The organism is Streptomyces sp. NPDC029164 (genome assembly GCF_055563995.1).
On record NZ_JBVHWW010000003.1, the window covers coordinates 214,679 to 225,899 of the forward strand.

9 protein-coding genes are annotated in these 11,221 nt (G+C 72.3%); 6 read left to right on the forward strand and 3 right to left on the reverse strand.

Annotation, left to right across the window (positions count from 1 at the left end; genetic code table 11):
• Window positions 1–22 precede the first annotated feature (22 nt).
• Window positions 23–1,312 carry a ClC family H(+)/Cl(-) exchange transporter gene (locus ACZ4VT_RS05080; protein WP_467946709.1) on the reverse strand — a complete coding sequence of 430 codons (1,290 nt, stop codon included), beginning with the start codon at window positions 1,310–1,312 and terminating at the stop codon, window positions 23–25.
• Window positions 1,313–1,595: 283 nt separating this feature from the next.
• On the opposite strand from ACZ4VT_RS05080, the gene ACZ4VT_RS05085 reads away from it, so the two are divergent.
• The 4 genes from ACZ4VT_RS05085 to ACZ4VT_RS05100 all read left to right on the forward strand — a co-directional run bounded on the left by ACZ4VT_RS05085 (window position 1,596) and on the right by ACZ4VT_RS05100 (window position 7,796).
• Window positions 1,596–2,870 (forward strand): PP2C family protein-serine/threonine phosphatase, encoded by a 1,275-nt coding sequence (locus tag ACZ4VT_RS05085; RefSeq protein WP_467946847.1) that lies wholly within the window; start codon window positions 1,596–1,598, stop codon window positions 2,868–2,870.
• 413 nt (window positions 2,871–3,283) lie between these two features.
• The gene (locus tag ACZ4VT_RS05090) at window positions 3,284–4,135 is read left to right on the forward strand and encodes an aldo/keto reductase (RefSeq protein WP_467946710.1); all 852 of its coding nucleotides are present in this window, start codon (window positions 3,284–3,286) and stop codon (window positions 4,133–4,135) included.
• A 128-nt stretch (window positions 4,136–4,263) separates the two neighbouring features.
• On the forward strand, window positions 4,264–6,621 hold the full coding sequence (locus ACZ4VT_RS05095; protein ID WP_467946712.1) for a phosphoketolase family protein: 2,358 nt from the start codon (window positions 4,264–4,266) through the stop codon (window positions 6,619–6,621).
• Complete coding sequence (locus tag ACZ4VT_RS05100; protein ID WP_467946713.1) at window positions 6,603–7,796, forward strand: acetate/propionate family kinase; 1,194 nt, start codon at window positions 6,603–6,605, stop codon at window positions 7,794–7,796. The genes ACZ4VT_RS05095 and ACZ4VT_RS05100 overlap by 19 nt, the downstream gene beginning before the upstream one ends.
• 31 nt (window positions 7,797–7,827) lie before the next feature.
• Here the strand turns inward: ACZ4VT_RS05100 and ACZ4VT_RS05105 are convergent, their stop codons facing one another.
• Window positions 7,828–8,835: an MsnO8 family LLM class oxidoreductase gene (locus ACZ4VT_RS05105; RefSeq protein ID WP_467946715.1), complete on the reverse strand. Its 1,008-nt coding sequence runs from the start codon at window positions 8,833–8,835 to the stop codon at window positions 7,828–7,830.
• Window positions 8,836–8,924: 89 nt separating this feature from the next.
• Here ACZ4VT_RS05105 and ACZ4VT_RS05110 point away from each other — a divergent pair, with 89 nt between their 5' ends.
• The gene (locus tag ACZ4VT_RS05110; protein WP_467946717.1) at window positions 8,925–9,419 is read left to right on the forward strand and encodes a phosphatase domain-containing protein; all 495 of its coding nucleotides are present in this window, start codon (window positions 8,925–8,927) and stop codon (window positions 9,417–9,419) included.
• Window positions 9,420–9,487: 68 nt separating this feature from the next.
• Here the strand turns inward: ACZ4VT_RS05110 and ACZ4VT_RS05115 are convergent, their stop codons facing one another.
• Window positions 9,488–9,703 (reverse strand): dodecin, encoded by a 216-nt coding sequence (locus ACZ4VT_RS05115; RefSeq protein WP_030012846.1) that lies wholly within the window; start codon window positions 9,701–9,703, stop codon window positions 9,488–9,490.
• A 166-nt stretch (window positions 9,704–9,869) separates the two neighbouring features.
• Between ACZ4VT_RS05115 and ACZ4VT_RS05120 the strand changes: the two genes are divergently transcribed.
• Window positions 9,870–11,132 (forward strand): extracellular solute-binding protein, encoded by a 1,263-nt coding sequence (locus tag ACZ4VT_RS05120; RefSeq protein ID WP_467946719.1) that lies wholly within the window; start codon window positions 9,870–9,872, stop codon window positions 11,130–11,132.
• Window positions 11,133–11,221: the final 89 nt, after the last annotated feature.

Below are 11,221 nucleotides of genomic sequence, written 5' to 3' on the forward strand. Positions count from 1 at the left end.
CCGCCCGGCCGCCCCGGCCTCCTCAGGGGTATTTCGTCATCCGGCGCCGGAGCCTGTCGTAGAGGGGTTCGCTCCGCAGCCGGTCCGCGGTCACGGCCGCGCCGAAACACGCGATCAGCAGCGGGGCCAGCAGCGCGGTGGAACCCGTCATCTCCACGACGAGGACGACGCCTGTGAGCGGTGCCCGTATGACCCCTGTGAACAGTGCGGCCATCCCCACCACCGCGAACGAGGCCGGGCCCGCCGCCTGGACCGGCAGGAGTGGGGAGGCGAGCGCGTGGACGAGGGCTCCCCACAGGGCCCCCAGGGCCAGCAGCGGGGCGAACAGTCCACCGGGGGTCGCGGCCGCGTAGCTGAGCGGGCCCGCCACGAACCGGACGGCGAGGTAGGCCACCAGCGCCGCCACCGTCATGCTGCCGCCCGCCACCAGTCGCCCGCTCAGCGGGTCTCCACCGCCGGCAAGGAGGGGATCGACAGCCATCAGGGCCCCGACCACGGCCCCGATGACAGCCGCCCGGACAGGGAGCGGTACCCGGGGCAGCCGGTCGCATGCCTCCAGCGTCCGTACGACGAGAGCGCTGTAGGCGGCGCCCAGCCCGCCGGCCGTCATGCCGAAGAGCAGGAAGACCGGCAGCATCCACACGGCTGGGGCGGCGAGGCCGGGCACCGGGAACTCGGGCCCCCAGCCCACGATGAGCCGGCAGCAGACCACCGCCGTGACGGTGCCGACGAGCGTCAGCAGCACCAGGCGGGGCCTGATGGTACGGGTCACTTCCTCGCAGACGAACAGCAGTCCGCCCAGCGGGGCGGTGAACGCGGCCGCCAGACCCGCCCCGCCGAGCGCTGTGTGCAGCAGGCGGGCGTCCTCGGCATCCAAGCGGGTGCGCTGACCGGCCAGGGCCCCGATCGCAGCCCCCATGTGGACGATGGGGCCCTCCCGCCCGAGGACCAGGCCCGAGCCGATCGCGATGAGACCGCCGATGAACTTCGCCGGCAGCAGCGGCAGCGGACGTCCCTCGGCCTCCTGGCGCCACACCGCCTCCACGTGCTGGATCCCGCTGCCCGCCGCGTGCGGGACCCGCTGGGCGATCAGGCACGCCACCGCCGCACCCACCGCGGTGAGGACGACCGGGACCAGCCAGCCCGCCGCACCGAGACCTGCGGCAGCCTCGACGACCGAACCGCGCAGCCTGTCGGCCTGCTCCAGGCACCACCGGAAACCGCCGCCGACCAGCCCGACCAGACAGCCGGCCACCCCCGCGACCACGAAGGCGGAGCCGCTCTTGCGGCCACCTGGCCGAGCACCGGGCATGGACTGCCTCCAGCGAGCCGCACGAGGACGTCCGCCGAGCCTGCACCCACCGCCCGGCCGTCATCACGAACCTCGCCGTGGCAGTGGCCCGGGTCACCTCGACCGGACGAACCCGTCGGCAGGCCGTGAGGCTTTGGTGCGGCCGTTTCTGTCCGTTCGGGCAACGCCAGGAGGAGAGTGGAGATACGGGCACCTGTGCATCGGCTTCGGCAGCGTGCCGGCCGGGGCCGAGGTCAGGGGTGCTGCCGTGAACGACCAGGACCGCGACGCACGTGGGCGGCTCATGCTGGGCGGCCTGCTGTCGGCGAGCCACCTGATGCCCCTGGAGCTCCTGTCGGCGAAGACGGCCGAACATGCGGCGGAGGTCGGCTTCACGCAGGTGCTGATCTACGTGGTGGACCTCCAGGGCGACGTCTTGCGCCTCCTGTCCGGCGAGGACATCGACACCGGCGCGGTGGTCGGTGAGGAGAGCGAGCTGAAGATCGAGGGAACCGTGGCGGGGCGCGCGTTCCAGTACGGGCAGATCCTTGCCGGCGCCGACCCGAAGGAGGGTGAGGGCTACTGGTGGGTGCCCCTGGTCGACGGCACCGATCGTCTGGGCGTCCTGCGGATCACCACCGCCCTCGACGACGCGCGAGCCCTGGAGGACATGAAGCTGCTGGCGGCGCTGGTTGCCTTGATCATCGACAGCAAGCGGCGCAGCAGTGACTTCCATGCCCGGCTCACGCGCACCCAGCGGCTGAACATCGCGGCGGAGATGCAGTGGCACCTGATGCCCCCGCCCGCGTACGCGGACGGGCGCGTGATGATCTCGGCGGCGATGGAGCCGGCCTACCGCATCAGTGGTGACGCCTACGACTACGCGACCGCCGGGCATGTCGTGCACCTGTCGCTCTTCGACGCGATGGGACACGACACCGCCGCCGGACTGACCGCCAACCTGGCCATGGGCGCCTGCCGCAACGCACGCCGTGGGGGCGCTGGGCTGGTGGAGACCAGCGAGAGGATCGAGGAGGTGTTGCTCGAGCAGTACGGACAGACCCGCTACGTCACCGGTGTCCTCGCCGAGCTCGACACCCGCACCGGGGCCCTGAGGTGGGTCAACCGGGGCCATCCCCCGCCGGTGATCATCCGTGGCGGCCGCTGGAGCACCCTGCTGGACTGCCCGCCCTGCCATCCCATGGGTACCGCCCTCGGTCTCCCCGCCCGTCTGTGCGGCCACCAGCTGGAGCCGGGTGACCGGATCGTGCTCTACACCGACGGCATCACCGAGGCCCGCCGAACCGGAGACGAGGAGTTCGGACTCGACCGGTTCATCGACTTCCTGATCCGCCACCACGCCGACGGCCTGCCCGTCCCCGAAACACTGCGCCGACTCATCCACGCCGTCCTCGAGCACCACGACGGCCGGCTCCAGGACGACGCCACCGTCCTGTTCTGCGAATGGCTCGGCCTCACCCCCCAGCCCACAGCGCGGGCCGCAGCCCTCGCCGGCGTGCCCCGGACGGCCACAGCCTCACCGGGCAGCGACGACAGGAGACCCGCTGGTGAACAGTGACCCGCACGCGCGACTGGTCCCATGCGACTGCTGTCCGTCACCGGCGCGGACGCCGTCCTCACCCTCCGTGCCGCCCCGCCCAGGCGATGGCCGATCACGCCGCCCCCCGCCCCCCGCCCCCTGACGATTCGCCGCTCTCGGTCACCGCCGAGGTCCCGGAACCGCTCGCACCGCCGCCCCCGGTGGGGCGACGACCCGGGGCCGCAGCACCCGCCCGAGCCGCACGCTCCGAGCTCGTCGGCACCCAGGTCAACGCCTGCGCATCCACCTGGCGCCCGCCGACTGGACCACCACCGACACCTCCTGCTCAAGCGGGCGCAGCTACTCCGCCGTCCCCGGCTTCCACCCCGACAGCCCTGCCATGGGGGTGACGTACGACGCGGTCCGGCGTATTCCGGGCATGGATGACACCCATGCAGAGCGTCATCCTGAACAACGGCGTCGAGATGCCGATCCTCGGCTTCGGCGTCTACCAGATCCCGCCGGAGCAGACCGAGCAGGCCGTCACGCAAGCCCTCGCCGCCGGCTACCGTCTGCTGGACACGGCTGCCGCCTACGGCAACGAGGCAGCCGTCGGCCGAGCGATCAAGAACAGCGGCCTCCCGCGCGAGGAGCTGTTCGTCACGACCAAGCTGTGGGTCCAGGACGCACCGGCCCAGGACAACGCCCGACGTGCCTTCGAGACGTCCCTGGAGAAGCTGGGCCTGGACCACCTCGACCTGTACCTGATGCATCAGCCCTACGGCGACGTCTACGGCCAGTGGCGCGCCATGGAAGCCGTCAACCGTGAGGGCCTGGCCCGGGCGATCGGTGTGGCCAACTTCTACCCCGACCGGCTGATCGACCTCATCGTCAACAACGAGACCGCCCCCGCCGTCAACCAGATCGAGACCCACCCGTTCTTCCAGCGCGCCGCATACCAGGCACTCATGCGCGAGCACGGGGTGCAGATCCAGTCCTGGGGCGGCTTCGCCGAGGGGAAGAACGGCCTGTTCACCCAGCCGCTGCTGAGCGGGATCGGCGCCGAGCACGGCAAGTCCGTCGCCCAGGTCGTCCTGCGCTGGCTGATCCAGCGCGACGTCGTCGCGATCCCCAAGTCCGTCCGTGCCGAGCGCATGGCGGAGAACATCGACATCTTCGACTTCGAACTCACCGACGAACAAATGGCCGCCGTCACCACCCTGGACACGGGAGCGTCGCAGTTCTTCGACCACCACGACCCGGAGGCCGTCTCCCGGCTCGCCAAGCACCGCGTCGACGCCTGACCTGCCCGCGCACCCGGCGCCGCCCCGCAGATGCCGGTGCCGAGCGGCTCCCCTGCCGGGTTCAAACGGGGGAGCCGGGGCAGGCGCCCAAGCGTGCAGCCCGTCGTCGACCGATACGGAGCAGCCCCGTGGCCTCCCTCATACAGCCCGGTCACACACCCCGGACTCCCTACACCAGGGCCGCCGACTACGTGGCAGCGGCCCTGATCTTCCTCCGCGACAACGTCCTGCTGAAGGAGCCCCTGCGGCCCCAGCACATCAAGCCGAGACTCCTCGGCCACTGGGGGACCTGTCCCGGCATCACCGCCGTCTACGCGGCCCTCAACACCCTGGTCCGCGAACGCGACGCCGACGTCCTGCTGGTCACCGGCCCCGGTCACGGCGCACCCGCCCTGCACGCCAACCTGTGGCTCGAAGGCGCCCACGAGGACCACGACCCCGCCCTGGCCAGGACCGCGGCCGGTCTGCGCGAGCTGGCACGCCGCTACTGCGCTCCCGACGGCTTCCCGAGCCACCTCTCCCCAGCCGTGCCCGGCACCCTCCACGAGGGAGGTGAACTCGGCTACGCCCTCGCCACCGCGTTCGGCGCCGCCCTGGACGCCCCCGACCGGATCGTCGCCTGCGTCGTCGGAGACGGTGAGGCGGAGACCGGTCCCACCGCCGGCGCCTGGCACTCGACCAAGTACCTGGACCCCGTGACCAGCGGAGCGGTCCTGCCGTTCCTCCACCTCAACGGCTTCAAGATCTCCTCGCCGACGGTCTTCGCGACGATGTCGGACGAGGAACTGACCTCCCTCTTCCGGGGCTACGGCTGGGACCCGCACATCGTGGACGTCTCCGATGACCCGGACGGCGACCCCCTCGCCGTCGCCGTCCTCGACGCACACCGCACGATCCGCGACCTCCAGCACCGGGCACGCGGCGGTGACCGGCCGGTTCGCCCCGCCTGGCCCATGATCGTGCTGCGCAGCCTCAAGGGCCGGGGCGCCCCCGCCGAGGTGGAGGGGAAGCCGATCGAGGGAACCTTCCACGCCCACCAGGTGCCCCTGCCCGACGTGCGCGAGGATCCGGAGCAGCTGCGGGCCCTGGACACCTGGCTGCGTTCCTACCGCCCGCACGAGCTGTTCGACGCGAACGGCCGACCCACGCCGGAGGTCCTCGCGGGCGTCCCGGAGGGGGACTCCCGCATCGGAGCCCAGCCGGCCGCGAACGGCGGAACCCTGCGCCGCCCGCTCGAACTGCCGCCGTTGGAACCGTACGCCGTCGACGTCTCCAAGGGCCCGGGCACCGCCACCGCGAGCCCGACGCGTGTCCTCGGCGACTGGCTGGCCGAACTCATGCGCAGCACGGCCGTACGCCGGGACTTCCGCATCGTCTCGCCGGACGAACTGGCCTCCAACAAGCTCGACGCCGTCCTCGCTGCCAGCGGGCGCGCGTACGTCTGGCCCGTCGAGGAGTACGAGGAGGACCTCACGCGGTCCGGCCGGGTGATGGAGATGCTGTCCGAGCACAACTGCCAGGGCTGGCTCCAGGGCTACCTGCTCACCGGTCGCCACGGCCTCTTCCCGACCTACGAGGCCTTCGCCGCCATCGTGGACAGCATGGCCAACCAGCACGCGAAGTGGCTGAAGACCTCCCGCGAAGTTCCCTGGCGCGCCCCGGTGAGCAGCCTCACCTACCTGCTGAGCAGCGAGGGCTGGCGCCAGGAGCACAACGGATACAGCCACCAGGGCCCGGGGTTCATCAACAACCTGCTGAACCGGAAGAGCACCGTCACCGGTGTCTATCTGCCGCCCGACGCCAACACCCTGCTGGTCACGATGGAACGGCTGCTGGACGAGACCGGGAAGATCAACGCCGTGGTCGCGGGGAAACACGACGCGGCCCAGTGGCTCGACCTCGCCGCCGCCCGCGCCCACTGCCGGGCGGGCGCGAGCGTCTGGCAGTGGGCCGGCACCCACGGCGGCGAGGACCCGGAGGTCGTACTCGCCTGCGCCGGAGGCATCCCCACCGTCGAGTCGCTGGCCGCCGCCGATCTGCTGCGGTGCGACCTGCCGGAGGCGAGGATCCGCTTCGTCAACGTCGTCGACCTCTGCGCGCTCGCCCCGCCGGACCGCCACCCCAACGGGATGCCGGACGAGGACTTCCGCTCGCTTTTCGGCGACACGACCCCGGTCGTCTTCGACTTCCACGGCTACCCCTCGGCAGTGCACCAACTGCTCCACGGGCGCCCCCACCCCGACCGCTTCCACGTCCGCGGATACGTCGAGGAGGGCACCACGACCACCCCCTACGACCTGCTCGCCCTCAACAGGACTTCCCGGCACGACCTCGCCGTCGCCGTCCTGGCGCACCTGGGGGCGCACTCCGGGAGGTCCCGGCAACTCGCCGAGGACTACGCGCGCCACCGCGACCACCTCCGGCGGGAACTGCGCCGCACGGGCACGGACCCGGCGGAGATCACCCAATGGAAGTGGACCGCATGAACGGCGGCGCGGGCGCGGCCGGGGCGACAGGCGCGACCGCCACGACCGGCACGACAGGCCCGGTCCTGGTCGTCGACGCGGGCTCCGCCAGCTTCCACCTCGCCGTGGTCGACGCGCACGAGCACGCCCTCGCCGTCCGCGACTTCGAGGAGCCGCCGGGCAGCGGCACCGCTGCCGCGATGGAGGAATTCCTCGCCGACAGCCCGCCGGTGGCCGCCTGTGGGCACCGCGTCGTCCACGGCGGCCCCGACCTCCGTGGCCCCGTCGTGGTGGACACCTCCGTACGCACCCGTCTGGAGGCGGTCGCCGCCCTCGCCCCGCTCCACATGCCGCCCGCCCTGGCCGCACTGGACGCCGCCCGCCGGGTACTGCCGGACCTCCCGCACGTGGCCTGCCCGGACACCGCCTTCCACAACGGCCTGCCGGAGTCCGCCCGTACCTACGCCCTTCCCCTGTCATGGACCCGCCGCCACGGCCTGCGCCGCTACGGCTTCCACGGTCTCTCCTACGCCTACGCCCTGCGGCGCACCGCCGAGTTGCTGGGCCGCCCGGAAACGGACCTCCAGGTGGTCCTGACCCATCTGGGCGGCGGCTGCTCCGCGTGCGCCGTCCGCGACGGCACGAGCGTCGACACCACCATGGGGATGACCCCGCTGGAGGGCCTCCCGATGAGCAGCCGCAGCGGCAGCGTCGACCCGGGCATGCTCCTGTGGCTGCAGACGCAGACGGGCGTCGGACCCCGGCGCCTGGGCCGGATCCTGGCCCGCGAGTCGGGCCTCCTCGGTGTCTCGGGCACCTCGGGGGACACCCGGGACCTCGTCCGGGCCCGCGCCGACGGTGACGGGGACGCTGCCCTCGCCCTGGACGTGTTCACCCTGGGCGTGCGCAGGGGAGTCGCGGGAGTCGCGGCCTCCCTCGACCGCATCGACGCGCTCGTCTTCACCGGCGAGATCGGCGAGGACCAGCCCGAAATACGGGAAGCCGTGGCGGCCGGGCTCGGGGTCCTGGGCCTCGCCGGCGGCCTCGACCCGGCCAATCCGCCGCAGCCGACCCTCATCAGCCCGCCCGGCGCCACCGTGCCCGTCCTCGTCGTCCCCACGGGGGAAATCGCCCAGATCGCCCGCGAAACCCTGACGTGCCTGGCCGGTTGCCCCACCCCGACAGCCGGCGGGTAACGGGCTTTGCCCACCACCCCATCGGGGGCCGTCACGGTCTGTCCGGCCCCTGGAGCCCGGTGATCCGGGCCAGGCGTGCGTACGAGTCCAGCAGCGCCGTTCGGTCGAACGTGGAGGTGGTGACCAGGAGTTCGTCCGCGCCGGTCAGGGCGGCGACCTCCGAGAGCTGCGCCGCCACCTGGTCCTCGGTGCCGTGGATGTGGCCGGTGAGGGCGCCCTCGTACACCTCCCGTTGCTTCGGGGGCATCTCCATGGCCTCGATCTCCTCCGCCGGGCGCAGCGGCGGGAAGCTGCCCCGGGTGCGGGAGTACGCGACGGACCAGGCCTCCGGGAGCAGGATGCGGCGAGCCTCCTCGGCCGTGGCGGCGACCGCCACCGTCCCGGAGACCACCACGTACGGCTCCGCGCCCGGGGCGGAGGGGCGGAACTCCTTGCGGTACGCCTCCACGATCTCGCTCACCCGGCCACGGGACCGCAGGTCGCCCACCACCAGCGGCAGCCCGGCCCGTGCGGCGATCCCGGCGCCCTCGCCGGTGGCCAGGACGTACGCCGGTATGCGCAGCCCTTCGGCGGGGCGGGCGTGCACCTCGGGATGCGCCTGCTGGGTGCCGTCGAGCCAGCCCAGCAGCTCGGCCAGCTGCTCCTCGAAGCGGTCCGCGTCCCCGGTGTCCCGGCCCAGCGCGCGCCGGATCCCGTTGGTGAAGCCGACCGAGCGGCCGAGCCCCATGTCGATCCGGCCGGGGAAGAGCGACTCCAGCACCCCGAACTGCTCCGCGACCACCAGCGGCTGGTGGTTGGGCAGCATCACCCCGCCCGTGCCGACGCGGATCCGGTGCGTCGCGCCGGCGACGGCCGCGGCCAGCACGGCCGGAGCCGATCCGGCGACGCCGGGCACGCTGTGGTGCTCGGACACCCAGAAGCGGTGGTAGCCGAGCTCCTCGGCCGTCCGGGCCAGGTCCACGGTGTCGCGCAGGGCCTGCGGGGCGGGGTGGCCCTCGCGGGTGCGGGACCGGTCGAGTATCGAGAGTTTTCGGATCACACGGGTGTCAACGTCCGGGGGCCGGCAGGATTCCCCCACCCGTTCTGCCGGGGCGGCGCCGTGTCCGTGCCCGGCCCTAGGCTGGCCGGATGAGCGAGAAGAGCACCCCTCGGCCGCTGGCCGTCTTCGACATCGACAACACGCTGGCGGACACCGGCCATCGCCAGCACTTCCTGGAGCGGCGCCCCCGCGACTGGACCGGCTTCTTCGGTGCGGCCCCGGCCGATCCGCCGCTCGCGCGCGGGGTGGCGCTCGCGGTGGAGAGCGCGGCCGACTGCGAGGTGGTCTACCTGACCGGGCGTCCCGAGCGGTGCCGGGCCGACACGCTCGACTGGCTCGCCCGCCACGGGCTGCCCGAGGGGCGGCTGTGGATGCGCGGGAACCAGGACCGGCGGCCGGCCCGCACGACCAAGCTGGAGGTGCTGGGCCGGATCGCGCGCGGCGGGGAGGTGCGCATGCTCGTGGACGACGACGAGCTCGTCTGCCAGGCGGCGCGGGCCGCCGGTTTCCGGGTGGTGCGGGCCGACTGGGCGGCGGACGCGCCGGAGCTCGAAGCGGCGCAGGAGGTCGAGGGCCGGACCTGACCGCGGGCGCGGGCCGGACCTGACCGCGGCCGGCGGGCCGGGTCGGGCCGAGGCGCCCGGCGGGGGGCTCAGTCCTCGCCGTCGAGGCGGAAGCCGACCTTGAGGCCCACCTGGTAGTGGGCGATCTCCCCGTTCTCGATGTGGCCGCGTACCTGGACCACCTCAAACCAGTCCAGGTTCCGCACGGTCTGGCCCGCCCTGGCGATCCCGTTGCGGATGGCCTGATCGATGCCCTCGTGGGAGGTGCCGACGATCTCGGTCACCCGGTACGTGTGATTGGACATGGAGGTCTCCCGACAGTGGGTGGCTTTTGCCTGGTTCTACGGTGCCCCAGTAAGTCCGGCTCCGCGAGCTTTGCGCGAACAATCCAGAGTGAAAGACCCTTGACCGGCCTATTGGTCTATGCCAATTTCGAGCCATCTGAGATCGAGCCCCCAGAAGGTGACCCTCTTGAAGATGCGCTTCCCCGCCCTGTGTACCGCCCTCGCGGCCGCGACCGCCCTCACGGGCTGCGGCCAGCCGGCCGATTCGGCCTCAGGACCGCAGAAGGTGACGCTCTGGCTGATGAAGGGCAGCGCCTCGGAGGACTTCATCGACAAGTTCACCTCGTCGTTCGAGCACGAACACCCCGGCGTCGACCTGGACGTCAGGATCCAGGAGTGGACGGGCATCGGCGACAAGGTGAACGCCGTGCTCGACGGCACGAGCAAGGAGAGCGCCGACGTCATCGAGGTCGGCAACACCCAGGTCGCCCAGTACATCGAGAAGGGCGGCCTCTCCGAGCTCACCCTCGAAGGCCTGCGCGAGTGGGGCAGCAAGGACTGGCTCAAGGGCCTCGCCGAACCGGGCAGCATCAACGGCGCCCAGTACGGCGTCCCCTGGTACGCCGCCAACCGGGTGGTCATCTACCAGAAGGACCTCTTCGCGAACGCCGGGATCAAGACCCCGCCCAAGAACCGCCAGGAGTGGATCCAGGCCACCCAGAAGCTCGACAAGGGCGATCAGCAGGGCATCTACCTCGCGGGCCAGAACTGGTACGTCCTCGCCGGCTTCATCTGGGACGAGGGCGGCGAACTCGCCGTCGAGACCGGCGGCAGATGGGTCGGCACCCTCGACGACGAGAAGGCCCTGGCCGGCATGGACTTCTACCGGCAGCTCCAGGCCCTCGGCGACGGCCCCAAGGACGCCGACGAGGAGACGCCCCCGCAGTCGCAGGCCTTCGCGCGCGGTCAGATCGCGCAGATCATCGCCCCGCCCGGCCAGGCCGCCGAGATCGAGGCGGCCAACCCCGCCCTGAAGGGCAAGCTGGGCTTCTTCCCGATCCCTGGCAAGACCTCCGACAAGGCGGGCGCCGTCTTCACCGGCGGTTCCGACCTGATCATCCCCGAGCGGACCGGACGGCGGAAGCACGCCGTCGACGTGATCACGGCCCTGGTCAGCGAGAAGTGGCAGACCGAACTCGCCCGCACGATGAGCTACGTACCGAACAAGACCACCCTCGCGCACGTGGTCGAGGGCAACGAGGGCGCCACCAACATGGCCCCCGGCGCCGCCCAGGGCCGGGCCACCCCCACCTCCGCCCGCTGGGCCGAGGTCGAGGCGAAGAACCCGATCAAGCCCTTCATGACGGCCGTCCTCACCGGCCGGGACCCCAAGCAGGCGGCCCGGACGGCCTCCGAGGAGATCGGCAGGGTCCTCAGCTCCGACCGCTGAGCCGGGCCACTGCCGAGCCCGCCCCCGAGCCCACCGCCGGGTTCACGGTCGGGTTCACAGCCGGGTCCACCGCCGCGTCCACCGCCAAG

Coding starts and splice junctions, on each gene's coding strand:
- ACZ4VT_RS05080 (WP_467946709.1), bottom strand. CDS start 1,312: ATGCCCGGTGCTCGGCCAGGTGGCCGCAAGAGCGGCTCCGCCTTCGTG.
- ACZ4VT_RS05085 (WP_467946847.1), top strand. CDS start 1,596: ATGCTGGGCGGCCTGCTGTCGGCGAGCCACCTGATGCCCCTGGAGCTC.
- ACZ4VT_RS05090 (WP_467946710.1), top strand. CDS start 3,284: ATGCAGAGCGTCATCCTGAACAACGGCGTCGAGATGCCGATCCTCGGC.
- ACZ4VT_RS05100 (WP_467946713.1), top strand. CDS start 6,603: ATGGAAGTGGACCGCATGAACGGCGGCGCGGGCGCGGCCGGGGCGACA.
- ACZ4VT_RS05110 (WP_467946717.1), top strand. CDS start 8,925: ATGAGCGAGAAGAGCACCCCTCGGCCGCTGGCCGTCTTCGACATCGAC.
- ACZ4VT_RS05115 (WP_030012846.1), bottom strand. CDS start 9,703: ATGTCCAATCACACGTACCGGGTGACCGAGATCGTCGGCACCTCCCAC.